The sequence below is a fragment of the Sphaerisporangium sp. NPDC049002 genome (assembly GCF_040649355.1).
Taxonomy (GTDB): Bacteria; Actinomycetota; Actinomycetes; order Streptosporangiales; family Streptosporangiaceae; genus Sphaerisporangium.
In genome coordinates, this window is sequence record NZ_JBEZFH010000055.1 from 18,521 (window position 1) to 36,741 (window position 18,221).

Annotated in this window: 17 protein-coding genes and 1 pseudogene; 13 read left to right on the plus strand and 5 right to left on the minus strand. The window is 69.4% G+C overall.

What is annotated here, in order from left to right; genetic code table 11:
- Position 1: 1 nt before the first annotated feature.
- Together AB0B89_RS14080 and AB0B89_RS14085 are read left to right on the plus strand one after the other, a co-directional pair.
- A complete protein-coding gene (locus AB0B89_RS14080) occupies positions 2–1,558 on the plus strand; it encodes a hypothetical protein (RefSeq protein WP_358552167.1) in 1,557 nt (518 codons plus the stop codon).
- A 154-nt stretch (positions 1,559–1,712) separates the two neighbouring features.
- Positions 1,713–4,367, plus strand: a complete 2,655-nt coding sequence (locus AB0B89_RS14085; RefSeq protein ID WP_358552169.1) for a phosphoenolpyruvate carboxylase — start codon at positions 1,713–1,715, stop codon at positions 4,365–4,367.
- A 44-nt stretch (positions 4,368–4,411) separates the two neighbouring features.
- Here AB0B89_RS14085 and AB0B89_RS14090 read toward each other — a convergent pair whose 3' ends face one another.
- Together AB0B89_RS14090 and AB0B89_RS14095 are read right to left on the minus strand one after the other, a co-directional pair.
- Positions 4,412–4,948 carry a hypothetical protein gene (locus AB0B89_RS14090; RefSeq protein WP_358552171.1) on the minus strand — a complete coding sequence of 179 codons (537 nt, stop codon included), beginning with the start codon at positions 4,946–4,948 and terminating at the stop codon, positions 4,412–4,414.
- Positions 4,949–4,953: 5 nt separating this feature from the next.
- Positions 4,954–6,069 (minus strand): XRE family transcriptional regulator, encoded by a 1,116-nt coding sequence (locus AB0B89_RS14095; protein WP_358552173.1) that lies wholly within the window; start codon positions 6,067–6,069, stop codon positions 4,954–4,956.
- Between the two features lie 92 nt (positions 6,070–6,161).
- Between AB0B89_RS14095 and AB0B89_RS14100 the strand changes: the two are divergent.
- Both AB0B89_RS14100 and AB0B89_RS14105 read left to right on the plus strand, forming a co-directional pair.
- Positions 6,162–6,299: pseudogene (locus tag AB0B89_RS14100) on the plus strand (phosphoenolpyruvate carboxylase); the annotation flags it as partial.
- A gap of 336 nt (positions 6,300–6,635) precedes the next feature.
- Positions 6,636–7,121 (plus strand): SRPBCC domain-containing protein, encoded by a 486-nt coding sequence (locus AB0B89_RS14105; protein WP_358552175.1) that lies wholly within the window; start codon positions 6,636–6,638, stop codon positions 7,119–7,121.
- 41 nt (positions 7,122–7,162) lie between these two features.
- Here the strand turns inward: AB0B89_RS14105 and fdhD are convergent, their stop codons facing one another.
- Positions 7,163–8,074 (minus strand): formate dehydrogenase accessory sulfurtransferase FdhD, encoded by a 912-nt coding sequence (fdhD, locus tag AB0B89_RS14110; RefSeq protein WP_358552177.1) that lies wholly within the window; start codon positions 8,072–8,074, stop codon positions 7,163–7,165.
- The gene (locus AB0B89_RS14115) at positions 8,071–10,284 is read right to left on the minus strand and encodes an FdhF/YdeP family oxidoreductase (RefSeq protein WP_358552179.1); all 2,214 of its coding nucleotides are present in this window, start codon (positions 10,282–10,284) and stop codon (positions 8,071–8,073) included. The genes fdhD and AB0B89_RS14115 overlap by 4 nt, the downstream gene beginning before the upstream one ends.
- Positions 10,285–10,511: 227 nt before the next feature.
- On the opposite strand from AB0B89_RS14115, the gene AB0B89_RS14120 reads away from it, so the two are divergent.
- The 9 genes from AB0B89_RS14120 (at position 10,512) to AB0B89_RS14160 (ending at position 17,966) form a co-directional block, all read left to right on the plus strand.
- The gene (locus AB0B89_RS14120) at positions 10,512–11,345 is read left to right on the plus strand and encodes a biotin--[acetyl-CoA-carboxylase] ligase (protein ID WP_358552181.1); all 834 of its coding nucleotides are present in this window, start codon (positions 10,512–10,514) and stop codon (positions 11,343–11,345) included.
- Positions 11,346–11,506: 161 nt separating this feature from the next.
- Positions 11,507–12,019 carry a PH domain-containing protein gene (locus tag AB0B89_RS14125; RefSeq protein WP_358552183.1) on the plus strand — a complete coding sequence of 171 codons (513 nt, stop codon included), beginning with the start codon at positions 11,507–11,509 and terminating at the stop codon, positions 12,017–12,019.
- A 33-nt stretch (positions 12,020–12,052) separates the two neighbouring features.
- Positions 12,053–13,045 carry an adenylate/guanylate cyclase domain-containing protein gene (locus tag AB0B89_RS14130; RefSeq protein ID WP_358552185.1) on the plus strand — a complete coding sequence of 331 codons (993 nt, stop codon included), beginning with the start codon at positions 12,053–12,055 and terminating at the stop codon, positions 13,043–13,045.
- Between the two features lie 85 nt (positions 13,046–13,130).
- Positions 13,131–14,216, plus strand: coding sequence for an S-(hydroxymethyl)mycothiol dehydrogenase (locus AB0B89_RS14135; protein ID WP_358552187.1), 1,086 nt, complete (start codon positions 13,131–13,133; stop codon positions 14,214–14,216).
- Positions 14,213–14,836 carry an MBL fold metallo-hydrolase gene (locus AB0B89_RS14140; RefSeq protein ID WP_358552189.1) on the plus strand — a complete coding sequence of 208 codons (624 nt, stop codon included), beginning with the start codon at positions 14,213–14,215 and terminating at the stop codon, positions 14,834–14,836. Before AB0B89_RS14135 ends, AB0B89_RS14140 begins: the two co-directional genes overlap by 4 nt.
- A gap of 189 nt (positions 14,837–15,025) precedes the next feature.
- A complete protein-coding gene (locus tag AB0B89_RS14145) occupies positions 15,026–15,205 on the plus strand; it encodes a (2Fe-2S)-binding protein (protein WP_358552191.1) in 180 nt (59 codons plus the stop codon).
- Positions 15,206–15,216: 11 nt separating this feature from the next.
- Positions 15,217–15,711: a bacterioferritin gene (gene bfr / locus AB0B89_RS14150; protein WP_358552193.1), complete on the plus strand. Its 495-nt coding sequence runs from the start codon at positions 15,217–15,219 to the stop codon at positions 15,709–15,711.
- A gap of 303 nt (positions 15,712–16,014) precedes the next feature.
- A complete protein-coding gene (locus tag AB0B89_RS14155; RefSeq protein WP_030451323.1) occupies positions 16,015–16,683 on the plus strand; it encodes a response regulator transcription factor in 669 nt (222 codons plus the stop codon).
- An 11-nt stretch (positions 16,684–16,694) separates the two neighbouring features.
- Entirely contained in the window at positions 16,695–17,966 is a 1,272-nt protein-coding gene (locus AB0B89_RS14160) for an ATP-binding protein (RefSeq protein ID WP_358552195.1), read from the plus strand.
- Positions 17,967–17,989: 23 nt separating this feature from the next.
- Here the strand turns inward: AB0B89_RS14160 and AB0B89_RS14165 are convergent.
- On the minus strand, positions 17,990–18,221 hold a 232-nt coding region (locus AB0B89_RS14165), incomplete at its 5' end, for a hypothetical protein (protein WP_358552197.1).

An 18,221-nucleotide genomic window follows, 5' to 3' on the forward strand; every position in this document is an offset into this window, starting at 1 on the left:
CATGGCCTGGCTTTTCGTCCGCCTGAAGCTCCGCCTGATCGCCGGGAACCTTCGCGGCGACACCATGCGCCAGGTCGGCTTCGTCTTCACGATGATCGCGGCGGTCCTGGTGGCCTGCGGGGGGCTCCTTCTGATGAGCCTGTTGCGATTGGCACCCCCGGACGTGGCGGTGAACGCGGGCGTGGTGATGTTCACCTTGCTCACGCTGATCTGGGTGATCGGCCCGCTGCTCGTGTTCGGCGTGGACGAGACGCTCGACCCCGCGCGGCTGACCCTGTTCCCGCTCACGGCCCGCCAGATGGCCGCCGGCATGTTCGCCGCCTCGGCCACCGGCCCGTGGCCGCTGGCCTCGCTGTGCTTCCTCGCCGGCGCCGTCGTCGGGCTGTCGCGGAGCCTCACCGGGGTGCTGATCGGCCTGGTGGCCATCGTGCTGCAGGTCGCCCTGTGCATCGTCGTGTCGAGGGCCGTCACCACGGCGCTCTCGCGCGTGCTGCGCACCCGCCGGGGCCGCGACCTGCTGGCCGTGGGCGTCGTCTTCGTGATCCTGCTGACCCAGCTCCCCAACCTGCTTCTGAACCGGGGCCTCGGCGGCGATCCCGAGGAGTTCCTCGCGCGCCTCGCCTCGCTGGTGCGGTGGGGGCCGCCGGGCATGGCCGCGCACGCCATCGCCGACGGCGGGCTCCTCGGACTGGCCGAGGTCGTGATCGTCGCCCTGGTGGTGCTCGGGGCCGCCTGGCTGTGGATCGCGGCGCTGCGCAAGGCCATGGTGACCTCCGACTCCTCCACGCAGATCGGCTCGGTACGCCGCAGCCGCTTCGACGGTCTCCTGCCCGGGGGCGCGCTCGGCGCCGTCGTGGCCAAGGAGCTGAAGTACGTCCGACGGGAGCCGCGGGGCCGCATGGGGTGGATGGCGGCCATCGGCTTCTCTGGAGTGCTGATGTTCTCCCTGAGCAGCGGTCCCAATGGCATGGAAGGATCGGCGCTGGCCGTCGCCCCCGCGTGCGTCGGGGCGCTGATGATCGGGCTCCAGGCGGCGAACGCGTTCGGCATCGACGGGCGCGCCCTGTGGATGAACGCCATCGTCTACTCCTCCAACCGAGACCTGCGCACCGACTTCGCCGGACGGCATCTCGCCGTCTCCCTGGTGGCGGTCCCGCTGCTCGCGGTGCTCTCGGTCGCCGGAGCGCTGGTCGCCGGGCACCTGCCCTGGGCACTGCCCGCCGTGCTCACCTCCAGCGGGCTTCTGCTGGTCGCCCTCGGCGTCGGCGCCGTGACCAGCGTGATCCTGCCCTACACCTATCCCGACCGGATCAACGCCTTCACCAGCGCGGCTCCCGGCCAGGGCGGGGTGGCGTTCGCCGGGTCGTTCGGGGCGATGCTCGGCACCAGCATGCTGGCGTTTCCCATCGTGCTGCCGGTCTTCCTCGGGGCGACCTGGGTCGCCGTGCCGGCCGTGCCGTACGGGCTGGTGGTCGCCCTCGCGGGACGGCGCCTGGCCGCGACCATCGGATACGCCCGCCTCCCGGACCTTCTCGCCGCCGTCTCCCGGCCCGCCTGACGCCCCCCGCCTGCGGGCGCACACTGGTCTAGTCCAATAGGTGAGACCGGTATCCAGGTGGCACGGCCGACTGGATACCCTTCCTGGTATGGCCGCCATCGCTTCGCAGCAGGCAGACCGATCTCCTGTTGAACGCCACAGTGCCGTTTCCGAGATGCCCGACGAGTTGCGTGCCGATGTGCGCATGCTGGGCGAGCTGCTTGGCCGCGTCATCGCCGAGGACGGCGGGCCCGACCTGCTGGCCGACGTCGAGCGGCTGCGCAAGGCGGTGATCGCGGCGCGAAGGCGCGAGATCTCCGTGGACGAGGTGGCCGCGATGGTCGCCGAGTGGTCGATCGACCGGAGCGTGCAGATCGCCCGGGCCTTCACGTGCTACTTCCACCTGGTCAACCTCGCCGAGGAGCACTTCAGGATCCGCACCCTGAGGTCCAGGGACACCGGCGAGGCGACGCTTCCCGAGTCCCTGGCGCAGGCGGTCGGCGAGCTGAAGCACGACCTCCGTTCCGATGAGCTCACGAAGCTGATCTCCGAGCTGGAGTTCCGCCCGGTGCTGACCGCGCACCCCACCGAGGCGCGCCGCCGCGCGGTCGTCACGGCCATCCAGCGGGTCAGCGCGCAGCTCGCGGAGTACAACGCGCCCGACAGGGGAGCGCACGAGCGTCAGGAGGCGCACCGCCGCCTGCTCGAAGAGATCGACATGCTGTGGCGCACCGCCCAGCTCCGGCACACCAAGCTCGACCCGCTCGACGAGGTCCGCACGGCCATGTCGGCGTTCGACGAGACCCTGTTCCGTACGGTCCCGCGCATCTACAGGTCCCTGGACGCCGCGCTCGCCGAGGGCTCAGGCACGCGCGAGCCGCAGGCCAAGGCCTTCATCCGCTACGGGAGCTGGATCGGCGGCGACCGCGATGGCAACCCCAACGTGACCGCCCGGGTCACCCGCGAGGCGGTGCTCATCCAGGCCGAGCACGTGCTGACCGCGCTGGAGAACGCCGCCACCCGCATCGGCCGCACGCTCACCGTCTCCGCCCTGTACGGCGCGCCCAGCAAGGGGCTGCTCGCCGCCCTGGCCGCGGCGGCCGACGACCATCCGGAGCTGGTCTCCGAGCTGGGCATGCGCTCGCCGCGCGAACCGCACCGGCAGTGGCTGCTGTTCGTGGCCGCCAGGATCGCCGCCACCCGCCGCCGCGACCTCGACCTTGCCTACCGCTCGCCCGAGGAGCTGCTCCGCGACCTGCGCACGTGCCAGGCGTCCCTGGTGTCCACGGGGGCGACCCGCCAGGCGTACGGGGAGATTCAGCACCTCATCTGGCAGGTCGAGACCTTCGGGTTCCACCTGGCAGAGCTGGAGGTCCGCCAGCACTCGCAGGTGCACGCCCAGGCGCTTGAGGAGATCAGGTCCGGCACGACCTCCGAGCGCACCGAGGAGGTCCTGGCGACGATCCGGATGATCGCCTGGATCCAGGAGCGGTTCGGCGTCGCCGCCTGCTCGCGGTACGTGGTGTCCTTCACCCGGTCGGCCGGCGACATCGCCGCCGTCTACGAGCTCGCCGAGCACGCCCTGGGCGGCCGCACCCCCGTCCTCGACGTCGTGCCGCTCTTCGAGTCCGGGGAGGACCTCGCCAACTCAGCGGACGTGCTCACCGGGATGCTCGGCCTTCCGGCCGTCCAGAACCGCCTGGCCGTGAACGGTCGCCGCCTTGAGGTCATGCTCGGCTACTCCGACTCGGCCAAGGAGCTCGGCCCGGCCGCCGCGACGCTGAAGCTCTACGACGCGCAGGCCGAGCTGGCCGCCTGGGCCCTCACCAACGACGTCCGGCTGACCCTCTTCCACGGCCGGGGCGGCGCCCTCGGCCGGGGCGGCGGCCCCGCCAACCGGGCCGTACTGGCCCAGGCCCCCGGATCGGTCGCCGGCCGGTTCAAGGTCACCGAGCAGGGCGAGGTCATCTTCGCCAGGTACGGCCACCCGGCGATCGCCCTGCGGCACATCGAGCAGGTGACCAACGCCGTGCTGCTCGCCTCCACCCATTCGGTCGAGGCCCGTACGGCCGAGGCCGCCGCACGTTTCCGGCTGCTGGCCGAGCAGGTCGCCTCCGCCTCCGAGCACGCCTACCGCTCGCTGACCGAGGCGTCCGGGTTCCCCGAGTGGTTCGGCCTGGTCAGCCCTCTGGAGGAGATCGGCTCGCTGCGCCTCGGCTCGCGTCCCGCGCGGCGCGGCCTCGGGGCGCCGAGGTCCCTGGACGACCTGCGGGCGATCCCGTGGGTGTTCGCCTGGGCCCAGACCCGCGTCAACCTCCCCGGCTGGTACGGCCTCGGCAGCGGCCTGCTCGCCGCCACCCGCCCCGAACCGGCCGCCACCCGCCCAGAAGAACCGGGCGCCGGCGGACAGGAGCCAGGGCCGGGGCTCGAGGAGCTGCGGCGGGCGTACCACGAGTGGCCGCTGTTCGCCTCGCTCCTCGACAACGCCGAGATGTCCCTCGCCAAGACCGACCGCCAGATCGCGGCCCGCTATCTCGCGCTCGGTGGAAGGCAGGACTTCTCCGACCAGGTGCTCGCCGAGTACGACCTGACCCGCAAGCTCGTCCTGGCGATCACTGGGCACTCGCGGCTGCTGGAGAGCAGGCGCGTCCTGTCCCTGGCCGTCCAGCTCCGCGACCCCTACGTCGACGCGCTCTCCCACCTCCAGCTCCGCGCCCTCTCGGCCCTGCGCGCCGAGGACAACCTCTTGGAGGACGAGCGCGAACGCCTCGAAACCCTCCTGCTGCTCAGCGTCAACGGCGTCGCCGCCGGCCTCCAGAACACCGGCTGACCGATCGCTCCCAGCGGACCAGAGGTCGAACCGTTAAGCGGGAATCAAGGCACGAGGCCGTGGTCTTTGGCCCAGGCGACGAATCCGCCTGGGCCAAAGGGAAGGTGATACTCGCTGGAGAGAAGGTCGTCGGCCAGCTCACCCACCAGCATTGCGGTGAGCAGCCCCTGCCTGATCGCATCGCACAGGAGAGCCAGAGTGGGGCGGCAAGAGATCTTGTGAGTCTCCGCCGCCTTGCGCCCAGCGCGGTCGTCGATGACAGCTACACCCCCGATGGTCGAGGCCAGAGCCAGGACTCCGGCCTCCCCACGGTTACGATCTCTTCGTACCAGCAACTCTGAGTACTGGGCAAAGGCTGCTATCTCCTGAGGACTGCGCATCTCCCGGTGCTCGATCCACGATGCGTTCAACGCGGCTGCGATGCGGTTATCCACGCTCGCTCCTGCCCGTAACTCCTCTACGACGACATCCGGTATCATCGCCCGCCGCTCGCCGACGACGGCTTTCAGCGGGCCGAGCCAGTTGTTGATCGCGAAGTGGCTTAGTGGACCTGTGTCGAACACGAGTATCTCGTTGTCCATAGACGTCAGGAGACGAACGTCCATATGGCGCTTTCCGGAAGCTTGGGAAGCGGCGGCAGGTCATCCTCGACCCATGTTTCCATGAGAAGATCGGTGGCCCGGGCGGCGGAAACCGTGGCGTTGCGATAGAGCCGCAATATGGATTCGACATACCGTCTACTCAGATGCGTAGGAGCCATCTCGTCTGAGACCACCAGGTTGAAATCCACGATGTCAGCCTTCGTCGTGCGGACCACGCGAATCTGGCGAGCGTCGGACAGGCTGGCGAGTCCGAGTTCTACCAGCCGACGCGCCAACGTTGACATGTCCACCTGGAAAGCGCTGGCGGTCTTGACTGCGGCGGTGCGCAGGTCGGATTGCGTGCGGACCTTGGTCCACAACTCTTCAAGACCTTTGGGAGGCAGTAGGAGAGCGCGGGCAAAGCGGTCCAGGCGTGACTCCCAGGCGTCATCGCTGTCCTGCTCGGCGATTCGCCAGTCGACGGTGTACTCATCCGCGAACAGGTAGTGGCCCAGCTCGTGTGCGAATGCCAGGCGGCGGCGGCCGACGCGGAGGCTCCCATTGATAACGGCCACTCCTCCCTCAGCCAGCAGGATCGAGGCGGCATCAGCCGCGTCCGCGCCCAAATCGAAGCTGAAGGCGAGGAGACCGATTTCGGCCGCACGGCCGGACGCCTGCAAAAAAGGCTCGACCGCATCCAGCCCGAGCAGCTTGCGGGCTTCCACAGCCGACTGTTCCGCATCTTCAGCGGAGCCCGGCCGTGCCATGTTGACGGTGCTGAGAGTCAGCTTCACGTCATGTTCGGTGGCGAACTCGACATGCCGGGCCACCTGCTCCACCAGTCGGTCGATCTTCGGGCTGACCGCTCCAGGTTCTTGGAGGTTACGGTGGGAGACGATCGCGGCCGGCACCCGCCTGACGAACCACTCGATCCTTTCGCCGAGAGTGTCGGCGATGCGTGCGAGTTCCAACGCGGAGATGCGTCGCGAGCCATGCTCTATCTTTGCCAGGGCCGACCTGTCAAGAGAGGTCGCCGTCGCGAGCTCCGCCTGGGTCAGCCCGGCTCGACGGCGGGCATCCGCGACACGCTCTCCCATCCAGGCGCCGTCATCCACATTCACGTGTTCGATAATAGAACAATCCGCTGGCCTGCTCAACGCCGATTCGGAGATTCCCCTGCTCAGAGGGTTAGCCGAAGGAAGCGGTCGGTGAGCTCTCCCACCTCCAGCTCCGCGCCCTCTCGGCCCTGCGCGCCGAGGACAACCTCTCGGAGGACGAGCGCGAACGCCTCGAAACCCTCCTGCTGCTCAGCGTCAACGGCGTCGCCGCCGGCCTCCAGAACACCGGCTGAACGGCACCCGGCGAGCGGGAATCCCGGGAAACATATCGGAGAGTTCTCATCCCTTTACAGTGGGTGGGTGCCGGGTTAACTTACAACCACACGGTTGCAAGGGAATCGTCCGACGATGGTTCGACCACGTCGCGGTTCTGGAACGTTCCGGCTGAGCCATCGAGGAGCGCGGCAGAAGGGAGCAGTTCGTACGCACCGATTCCGATGTCCTACGGCCGGCGCGGCTGGTCCTCGACCAGCTCGAAGCCGTATGCACGGGCGAGTTCACCAGATGTCCGGCCTGCTCGCGCAGGTCTCCGGCCCAGAAGAGAGCAACCTGACGAGAGGACACGACAGATGAGCGTCATCAACCTCGCCGAGGACTTCGAAAACCTGAGCCTTACTCTGGTCTCCGACTTCCACGCCCCGGCCAAGCGGGTGTGGCAGCTGTGGGCCGACCCGCGGAAGCTGGAGCGCTGGTGGGGGCCGCCGAGCCACCCGGCGAAGGTGGAGGAGCACGACCTGACCCCCGGCGGCAAGGTCACCTACGCCCTCACCGGCCCGGACGGTGACATCTACCGCGGCTGGTGGAAGGTCACGGCGGTCCACGCGCCGACGTCCCTGGAGTTCACCGACGGGTTCGCCGACGAACACGGGAGACCGGTCCCGGACCTGCCGATCACCAAGATGCACATGCGGCTCATCGACCACAACGGCGGCACCCGGATGGAGCTGCGCGCGTCCTTCGGCTCCCGGGAGCAGATGGACCATCTGGTGGCCATGGGCCTGATGGACGGCCTGCCGCTGGCGATCGGCCAGCTGGACGTCCTGCTCGCCGTCTGACAGACCCTGGCCCGGTGGGTCAGCCGCATCAATGGGGGTTCTCAGGTGATGCGGCCGGGGCCGGCGTAGATGTTGAAGCGCTCGCCTCTGAGGAAGCCGACGAGAGTCAGACCGAACTCCCTGGCCAGATCCACGGCCAGGGAGGACGGGGCGGAGACACCGCAGACCATGGGAAGGCCCGCCGCCAGGGCCTTCTGCATGATCTCGTAGCTGGTCCTGCCGCTGACGAGCAGGAGGGACGTGCTGAGCGGCAGCCGTCCGGACATCAGGGCCCATCCGACGAGCTTGTCCACGGCGTTGTGCCGCCCGACGTCCTCCCGCAGCGCGAGGAGGGATCCCTCGGCCGTGAACAGTCCCGCGGCGTGCAGGCCCCCGGTCTTGCCGAAGATGCCCTGGGCCTTCCTCAACCGGTCGGGCAGCTCGTAGAGGAGCTTGGCGGGGACCGGCGGAAGCACCCGCGAGGACGCCTCCTCCCCGGGCGCCTTCCCCTCCAAAAAGGCCTCCCCCGAGGAGGCCTTGTGCTCCATGGAGGTGTGGCGGGCGTGGAGGGCTTCGAGGCTGGCGGTGCCGCAGACGCCGCAGGCGCTTGAGGTCAGGAAATGTCGTTGCATAGTGGGTAGTTCGGGGAGCGTCGCCCCGCGCAGCCGTACGGTGACGGTGTTGTAGCGGGCCTCCGGCGGGAGGTCCTCGTCGGTGCAGTACGCGATCGAGGCGATGTCCTCCGGTCCCGCGATGCCCTCGCCCGAGAGGAACCCGGCGGCGAGCTCGAAGTCGGCCCCCGGCGTCCGCATGGTGATCGCCAGGGTACGGGTGGCGCCGCCCGCGGTGATCCGGATCTCCAGCGGTTCCTCGGTGGCGAGGTCGTCCCGGCGGTCCCGTGCCGTGCCCCCGGAGACCTCGCGTACGCGCACCCGCGCCGTCGGCCCCGGCCTCACACGTCCCGCGGTCGTCATGGTGCGGCCTTCCTGAGCGTCACGACGGCGTTGTAGTCGGGGATCCGCGCGTCGGGGGAGCGGCGGGTGACGTCCAGCAGCACGTTGCCCTCCGGCCAGTGGATCTGCAGGTTGCCCGGGGTCAGCGGTGCCCGCGTCACGCGCCCGGTGAACGTCCCCGCGGCGCCGCTCAGCTCCACCTCGGTGCCGTCGGGCAGCCCGAGCCGGTCGGCGTCGTACGGGCTCATCAGCACGGCCTCGCGGGTGGCGCCGTTGAAGCCGTCACGCCGCTCGTGGACCATGCTGTTGAACTGCTTGCCGCGCCGGGTGGCGACCATGAAGGAGCCGTCCGGGCGTTCGAGCCGGGGCGGTTCGACGGGCGAGAAGTGGCCGAGCCCGTCGGCGGTCGGGAAGCGTCCGCCGGGACACAGGTGCCGCCCGCCGTACTGCACGTTGTCACCGAACTTCGCGAGCCCGGCGATCCCGGCGTAGAACGGCACGGCGTCCTCGATGTCCCTGCGGATCTGGGGCGTTCCCCCGGGGTACCGGATCTTGTCCGCCAGCTCCGGACGGGCGCGGGCCGCCAGCTCGGTGAAGATCTTCCACTCCGGCCATGCCTCCCCGACGCGGGGCCCTCGGACCTCGGGGGAGAAGATGACGCGGCGCTCGGTCGAGGTCTCGGTGACCCCGCCCTCCATCTCGTACCGCGTCTGGGCCGGGAGCAGGAGGACGTCGCCCTCCGACTCGACCAGCATCTGACTGGACAGGACGATGTCGACGTGGACCCGGAGCGAGAGCCGGGACAGCGCGTCACGGCAGTAGGCCGGATCGGGGAGCACCTCCAGGAAGTTGCCCCCGGAGGAGATCAGCACGTCCAGCTCGCCCGCGTGGGCCGCGTCGATCATGTCGGTCGCGGTGAGCCCGGGCGTGGAGGGGACCTCGAAGCCCCACTTCTCGCTGAACCTCCCGGCGTTCTCCGGGGTGATCGGAAGGCCGCCGGGGAGCCCGGTGGCGTAGGCGCCCATCTCGGCGCCGCCCTGCACCCCGCTGTGCCCGCGGATCGGCATGAGCCCGCAGTTGTCCCGGCCCACGAAGCCCCTGGCCAGGGCGAGGTTCACGATCGAGCGGACGTTGTCCTCGCCATAGGAGTGCTGGGTGATGCCCATCGACCAGACCAGGACGGCGGACTTCGCCTCGCCGAGCAGCTTGGCCAGCTCGTACATCTGCTCCCGCGTGGCACCGCTGAGGGTTTCGAGCGTCTCCCACGTCTGCCCGGCCACGGCCGCCCGTACGTCCTCGAAGCCGGAGGTGTGCTGGTCGATGAACGCCTTGTCCAGCCAGTCGTTCTCGACGAGGTGCTTGAGCACGCCGTTGAGGAAGCCGATGTCGCCCCCGACGTTCACCCCGAAGAAATCGTCGGTGATCTTCGTGCCGAACAGCGCGGACTCGGCGTTGGACGGCACCCAGTAACGCTCCATGCCCGGCTCGCGGTAGGAGTTCACCATCGCGATGCGGGTGCCCGCCTTCTTGGCGTGGTACAGGTACTTCATCGCGACGGGCTGGTTGTTCGAGGGGTTCGACCCGATGAAGACGATCAGGTCGGAGCCGATCCAGTCGGTGTAGGAGCAGGTGGTCGCGGCGGCGCCGATGGTCTGCTTGAGCGCGACCGTCGAGGGCGAGTGGCAGATGCGCGCCGCGTTGTCGACCGAGTTCGTGCCGAGCGCCCGTACGGCCTTCTGCGCCGCGAAGTAGTTCTCGTTGGGGACGCCCCGGCTGGTGAGGTACACCCCGAGCCTGGTGCCGCGCAGGTGGGACGCGGCCAGGCCGAGCGCCTCATCCCAGTCCACGCGGGTGAAACCGGGCTCGCCCGCGCGCCGGAGCATGGGGTAGGGCAGGCGGCCGAGGTCGCGCAGCTCCGCGCTCCGCAGCTTGGCGAGCGGGGCCACGTCGGCCAGCGCCGAATGGTCCAGCGCGGGCATGGTGTTCAGCTGGAGCAGCCGCAGGCGGATGTTGCACAGGTGGATCTCGTCCATGGTCCAGTCGCGCATGCCGCGGGTGCCGAGGGCGCAGCCGTCGCAGGTGCCCTCGTTGAGGATGCGCCAGGCGAAGCGACGGTTGCCCTTCACCGACCGGAACGCCTTCCACAGCTCCAGATAGTTGTTGGGCTTGCGCTCACCGATGCCGAAGGGCTTCCAGCTCGCCCAGTTCCGAGGGTCCAGACGCTTGCTCACCGGACGTTCACCTGTTTCTTCCGCCTGCCTGCCGGTCATTCCCGGGGCCCACTCATAGCATCACCTCTCACCCTGTTTTGACTAACCGAGGACCACGCCGACATCCGGGGCCACCGGCCGGGCCTGTTGGTCACCCACGGTCAAAATTATGGTGGCCGTACGTAGTGTTCGCTGGTCATGGCGGTAAGCAGGCCCCGCCACTCCCTGCGAAGGAGGAGGATGGAGAAGTGCTTGACTCGCCGTACACCGATCTCGACCGGCCGCCGCTCTCGCAGGCGGCGCTGTCCCGGGCCGTCGTCCGGCCGGGCGGCCTCTGGTCCCAGCTGACCGTCGTCGACCGCACCGGGTCCACCAACGCCGACCTGGCCCAGGCCGCGCGCGACGGCGCGCGCGAGGGCGCCGTGCTGATCGCGGAGCTCCAGCTCGCGGGGCGCGGCCGGCTCGGCCGCGCGTGGACCGCGCCCGCGCGCTCTGGGCTGACCTTCTCCCTGCTGCTGCGCCCGGCGCTCTCCCCTGCCAGACAGGGCTGGATCACGCTGCTGGTGGGGCTGGCCGCCGCGTCCGCCGTCCACCGCGTCGCCGGCCTGGACGTACGGCTGAAGTGGCCGAACGACCTGCTCGTCGGCGAGCGCAAGATCGCGGGAGTGCTGGCCGAGCGGGTGGAGGGCGCGGTCATCGTCGGCATGGGGCTCAACGTGTCGGTGCGCGCCGAGGAACTGCCGGTCACCACCGCCACCTCGCTGGCCATCGAGGACGCCGAGTGCACCGACCGCGACCCGCTGATCAGGGCCGTGCTGCGGGAGATCGAGTCCCACTACCGCGACTGGCTGGCGGCCGACGGCGACGCCGACGCGTGCGGCCTGCGAGCCGCCTACATCGCGATGAGCGCCACGGTCGGCCAGGAGGTGCGGGTGGAGCTTCCCGGGGAGCGCCTGCTGACGGGCGTCGCCACCGGCGTCGACGGCTCCGGGCACCTGATCGTCCGAGCCGACGGCGTCGAGCACGCGCTCAGCGTGGGCGACGTGGTCCACGTGAGGCCCGCCGCCGAGCAGACCCCCTGAGGCCGCCGCCGGGTGGGCCTCCGAGGGGTGCGGGACGGCGGCCCGGCCGGGTGCGCGAGCGTCAAGGCGAGCCCAAGGGAATGTCCTGGTTGGCGGAGCTTCGGTCCGGCACGGAAAGATAGGGCAGACGTGGGGGAGATCGACGTGCCACGATTTGCCCCATGGGTCTCCCTGAACATCATCTGACGGCGGGGGAGCGGGTCGTCCACTCGTTCCACCCCCACTGGAAGCGCCTGATCCTTCCCTTCTTCGCGCTGCTCCTGGTCATCGTCGCTTCGAGCGCGGCGTTCTACTTCATTCCCGTGGACTACGAGTACGCCCGGTACGCGTGGATCGCGGTCGCCGTCGTGTCCGTGGTCGCGCTGGCGCTCTGGTCGTTCATCCCGTACCTGCGGTGGAAGACCACGTCGTACACGCTCACCACCCACCGGTTCAACATCAGCACCGGCATCCTGAGCAAGTCCGACGACGACATCCCGTTGACCAAGGTCAACAGTGTGAGCTCCGACCAGACGTTCGTGGAGCGGATGCTCGGCTGCGGGACCCTCGTGGTCGAGTCCGCCTCCGACAAGGGCGAGATCAACCTCAGGGACATCCCCAAGATCCAGGCCGTTCGGTCGGAGTTGTTCCGGCTGGTGGAGGATGCCTCCGACGGAGACATCGACGGCCGGTGAGAAATGCCCCGAACGTGGCGTAACCTCCTGAAGGTGCGTGAGACGGAGACCGCGGGACGTCCGACGGCCGAGCAGATCGAGCGGCTGTTCGTGGGTTCCGCGCCTCGTCACACGCGCGGGGAGGTGGCGAGGCGGGCCGGGGTCCCCTCGGAGCTCGCCCAGCGCATCTGGCGCGCGCTCGGGTTCGCCACGCCCGCCGACGAGACGCCCGCCTTCACCGACGCCGACGTGGAGGCGCTGCGCCGGGTCGCCGGCATGCTCGGCAGTGACCTGATCGACGAGACCACCGTCGTACGGATGGCCAGGGCGCTCGGCCAGACCACGGCCAGGCTCGCCCAGTGGCAGGCCGAGATCTTGGTCGGGGCGACGCTCGATCCGGGGGAGGCGCCGACCGAGAAGGAACTGGCTGCCGTCCTCGAACTCTCCCGCAAGATCCTGCCCGAGTTCGAGCGGCTGCTCGTCCATGTCTGGCGGGCCCAGCTCGCCGCGGCCGGCACCCGCCTGCTCACGACCACCGACATGAACGCCGAGACCGTGCCGGGCCGCCTGACCCTCGCCGTCGGGTTCGCCGACCTGGTCTCCTTCACCCAGGTCTCCCGCGAGCTGGACGAGCAGGGCCTGGCCGAACTGGTGGAGAACTTCGAGTCCAGGATCTCCGACGTCGTCGCCGCGCACGGCGCGCGGGTGGTCAAGACCCTCGGGGACGAGGTCCTGTTCACCGCCTCCACGGCGGAGACGGCGTCGCGCGTCGCGCTGGAGCTGGTCGACGTGATCCGCGCCGAGGGCAGGGAGGTGCGCGTCGGCCTGTCGTACGGCCCCGTGCTCCCGATCATGGGCGACGTCTTCGGGACGACGGTGAACCTCGCCGCGCGGCTGACCGCGATCGCCCGCCCATGCACGGTGCTCGTCGATCAGGGCGTGGCCGAGGCGGTCGAGGGCAGGCCGGGGCTCGCCGCCCAGCGGATCCGCCGGAGACCGGCCCGCGGCCTCGGGGTGATCCAGCCCTACGTACTACGCCGGTCTTGACGCGCCACACCGGTCGTCAACATTCTGAAACGCCATTGATGTGTCTGTACACGCTGACGCATGTCGATAAAGGGAGGGACCCACCATGCCGTACGAAGTCCAGGGTGTGATCGCGGGGGGCAAGGGCGAGGCCGTGTCGGTGCGGACCGTCATCGTCCCCGACCCGGGGCCCGGCGAGGCGGTCGTGAACGTGCAGGCCTGCGGGGTGTGCCACACGGACCTGCACTACCGCGAGGGCGGGATCAACGACGAGTTCCCCTTCCTGCTCGGCCACGAGGCCGCCGGTGTCGTCGAGGCCGTGGGGGCGGGCGTCACGAGCGTCGCCCCCGGTGACTACGTGATCCTCAACTGGCGTGCCGTCTGCGGCAACTGCCGGGCGTGCCTGCGCGGCCGTCCGTGGTACTGCTTCGCCACCCACAACGCCGCCCAGAAGATGACCCTCGCCGACGGCACGCGGCTCAGCCCCGCCCTCGGCATCGGCGCGTTCGCCGAGAAGACGCTGGTGGCCGCGGGGCAGTGCACGAAGGTCGACCCCGACGCCCGGCCCGCCGTGGCCGGCCTGCTCGGCTGCGGCGTGATGGCCGGCCTCGGCGCCGCGATCAACACCGGCGGGGTGTCCCGAGGCGACTCGGTGGCGGTCATCGGGTGCGGTGGCGTCGGGAACGCGGCCATCCTCGGATCGTCGATCGCGGGCGCCTCGAAGATCATCGCGGTGGACGTGGACGACCGCAAGCTCGCCCTCGCGGGCCAGTTCGGCGCGACCCACACCGTCAACTCCAGGACCGCCGACCCGGTGGAGGCGATCCGCGACCTCACCGGCGGGCACGGCGCCGACGTCGTGATCGAGGCGGTCGGCCGCCCCGAGACGTACAAGCAGGCCTTCTACGCCCGCGACCTCGCGGGGACCGTCGTGCTCGTGGGCGTGCCGACCCCCGACATGACCCTCGACCTGCCGCTGCTGGACGTCTTCGGCAGGGGCGGCTCGCTGAAGTCCTCCTGGTACGGCGACTGCCTCCCGAGCCGCGACTTCCCCATGCTCATCGACCTCTACCTGCAGGGCAGGCTCAACCTCGACGGGTTCGTCTCAGAGACGATCGAGCTGGACCAGGTCGAGGAGGCCTTCGCCAAGATGCACCGCGGCGAGGTCCTGCGCTCGGTGGTGGTCCTGTGACGATCGGGAAGCTCGTCACCTCGGGCACCTTCACGCTGGACGGCGGCACCTGGGACGTCGACAACAACGTCTGGTTCGTGGGCGACGACCACGAGGTGGTCGTCATCGACGCCGCGCACGACGCGCACGCCATCCAGGAGGCGGTGGGCGGGCGCCGGCTGAAGGCGATCATCTGCACCCACGCGCACAACGACCACATCAACGCCGCCGGGGCACTGGCCGACGCCACGGGCGCCCCGATCCTGCTGCATCCGGCCGACGCGGTCCTGTGGGAGATGGTGTACGGCACGGAGCGGCCGTTCGAGCCGCTCCAGGACGGTGACGTGATCGAGGTGGCGGGCACCGCCCTGCGCGTGCTCCACACGCCCGGCCACGCTCCGGGGGCCGTCAGCCTGTACGTTCCCGACCTCGGGGCCGTCTTCACGGGCGACACGCTCTTCTCGGGCGGGCCGGGGGCCACCGGACGGTCATACTCGTCGTTCGAGACGATCATCGACTCCGTCAGGGACCGGCTGCTGACCCTTCCGCCGGAGACCGTCGTCCACACCGGGCACGGCGACTCGACGAGCATCGGCTCCGAGGCCCCCGACCTGGAGAAGTGGATAGCCCGGGGTCACTGATCGGCCACAGGTCACTGACATCGCCTGCCGGCCTGGACAGGGCAGCGCGAGGTCAGTGACCCAGTGCCGCCTCAATGATGGGGTGAAGGCAACGTCAGTGTTGCGCAGCTCACGTAGGCAAGCCTTACCGACTTGGGTTATCTTAGGTGTGCCTTACCTACTTCCCCCGCCGTGAGAGGCATTCCACGCATGTACGTATGCATCTGTCAGGCCGTGACCGAGCATGACGTTCACGCCTGTATCGCCGCAGGTGCGAAGAGCGCGCGTCAGATCCGTGACTCCACGGGGGCGGGCAGGGACTGCGCGACATGCGTCCGGAAGATATGTGCGATGCTGAAGCGATCTGAGGAACTTGTCGCGACCGCATAGGAGCCTTGCGCATGCAGGGGGACAAAGACATCATCGCTCTGCTGAACGAGCAGCTGACATCAGAGCTCACGGCGATCAACCAGTACTTCCTTCACGCCAAGCTGCAGGAGCACTGGGGATACACCAAGCTCGCCGCATATACGAGGGCCGAGTCCTTCGAAGAGATGAAGCACGCTGAGGTGCTCACCGACCGCATCCTGATGCTCGAAGGCCTTCCGAACTACCAGAAGCTCGGCACGCTGCACATCGGGCAGACCGTGAAGGAGCAGTTGGAGGCCGACCTGCAGCTTGAGATCGAGGTGGTCCAGCGTCTGCGCCCCGCCATCCAGCTGATGCGCGAGCGCGGTGACGCGACCTCCGCCCGCGTCTTCGAGACCATCCTCGACGACGAAGAGCACCACATCGACTACCTTGAGACCGAGTTGCAGTTGCTGAACACCCTCGGCGAGCCTCTCTACCTCCAGCGTTTCGTGGAGCTTCCGGGCGATTCTGGGTCAAGTTCGTAAGCCCCTGGATTTTTTAGGACATTTTTGCTCAGGCCACCGCGAGCGGTGCCTGAGAACGCGCCAACGACACGGCCCGCCGGGCACTTCCGGCGGGCCGTCGGCGTCTTCCGGTGTGTCCTCGGCGTGTCCGGGCATGTCGGCACCGCTCGGCGCGGATACTCCTGGTGCGCTTGGGGTACCAGGTAGTGCGGGAGGGCTCATCCCCCTTTCTCCGTCTTTGCCCAGGTCAATTGGTGGGTCAACGACAAGTCAAACCGCGCGCTGTACCCGGGAAACGATCGCCTAAGGTCCTACGATCGCTTTATGACCTGCGTACTTCTCGCCGAGGATGACACCTCGATCTCCGAGCCCCTGGCGCGCGCGCTGCGCCGAGAGGGCTATCAGGTGGAGGTGAGCCCCGATGGCCCGCAGGCCCTGGAAAGGGCTCTGTCCGGGGGCGTCGACCTCATCGTGCTTGACCTGGGCCTACCGGAAATGGACGGCCTGGAGGTCGCCCGCCGCATTCGCGCCGAAGGGCACGGCACGCCCGTGCTGATCCTGACGGCGCGGGTCGACGAGGTGGACACCGTGGTCGGCCTCGACGCGGGGGCCGACGACTATGTGACCAAGCCGTTCCGGCTCGCCGAGCTACTGGCCCGTGTGCGGGCGCTGCTGCGGCGCGGCACCTCTGAGACCCCCGTGGTCCAGGGCGTGCGCATCGACGCCGACTCGCGGCGGGCCTGGATGGGAGACAAGGAGCTGCATCTGACCACCAAGGAATTCGACCTGTTGCGCGTGCTGGTACGCGACGCCGGCAAGGTCGTCACCCGCGAGCAGATCATGCGTGAGGTGTGGGACACCAACTGGTGGGGTTCGACCAAGACTCTCGACATGCACATCTCGTGGCTGCGCCGCAAGCTGGGGGACGATGCCGCCAAGCCGCGTTACATCACCACGGTTCGTGGGGTTGGCTTCCGGTTCGAGCGCGAATAGCCCATAGCTAGATGCGCCGTAGGTTGCTGTCTTCGACCTTGGTGGTCGCGGCCATCGCGGTCCTGCTCCTGGGTGTTCCGCTCGGTCTGGTGGTGACCCGTCTCATCAACGACGAGGCGGTCCAGCAGCTCCGGGCACAGGCGACGCTGCTGCTCAGCCAGGTGGAATACGCCCGCATCGAGGATCGGCCCATAGATCCCGACGAGCTGCAGCGGCAGTATCCCAACAGGTATGTCCAGATCTTCATCCGCAACAGCCCGACGGTCATCGTCGGTACGGAGCCGCCCCCCGATCGGCAGATGACCGAGGAAACCCATTCCGAGAGTGGGGTCTATGTCCGGATAACGCGTGACCGAGACCAGGTCGAGCGGAACATCCGGGGATGGCTCCTGCTCATCGTGGCCCTGGCCGGGCTCGCACTCGCGGTCGCGGTGTCGCTCGCCGTCGTGCAGTCACGCCGGCTCACCCTGCCGCTCCTGGATCTCGCCAGGATCGCGGAGCGGCTGGGCTCCGGTGACGCTCGCCCCAGCAGGCACCGCTACGGCATACCCGAGCTCGATCGGGTGGCCGAGGTGCTCGACCGGAGCGCCACCCGCATCGCCGACCTGCTGAGCCGCGAGCGTGAGTTCGCCACCGACGCCTCCCACCAGTTGCGCACGCCCCTCACGGGGCTGACCATGCGGCTGGAGGAGATCGTGGCCGCCGCCACCCAGCCCGCGATCGTGCGCGAGGAGGGCGAGGCGGCGATCATCCAGGCCGAGCGGCTCACCGCCGTCATCGACGAGCTCCTCGCCGCCGCCCGGCGGCAGCGCCACGCGCAGGCGGAGGCCATCTCCGTGGACGAGGTGCTGCGCCAGCAGATCACCGAGTGGGAGCCGGCCTTCCGCAGGTCAAGACGGTCGCTCCATCTTGAGGGAAGACGCGGCCTGCGCGCGCTCGTCAGCAAGGGCGGCCTGAGCCAGGTGGTGTCGACGTTACTGGAGAACTCCCTGGAGCACGGTGACGGCCCGGTGACGATCACGACGGGCAACTCGGACAAGTCCATCGTCATCGAGGTGGCCGACAAGGGGCAGGGGATCCCCGAGCACCTTCGCGCGCGCGTGTTCGACCGCAACGTCAGCGGCGCCGGGGGTACGGGGCTCGGGCTGACCCTGGCCCGGGCGCTCACCGCCTCGGACGGCGGGCGCTTAGAGCTGGTGCGGCCCCGCCCGGCGGAGTTCGCGCTCTTCCTGCGCCCCGCCGTCGAGACGGCACGGCACCGCGTGGTGAGCGGTCCGGCGTGACGCCGGACGATCGGCCGGCGCGATCAGAGCTTGGTGGCCCGCTCCGGCGGGGGTGAGAAGGCGGCGTGGCCGCCATCGCCGTTCAGGCGCGCAGGGTCTCCCAGCGGGACGCCGGGAGTGGCCGGCGGCGGGATCCGCGAACCCGGGTCGGGGCTCGGGGCCGGCTCCTCGCCCGTCTCGGGGAGCCCGGTGTGCGGGTCTTTGTGACCTTCCAGGCGGAGCAAATATGCCCGCTCGCCTCGGTCGACACGCGGA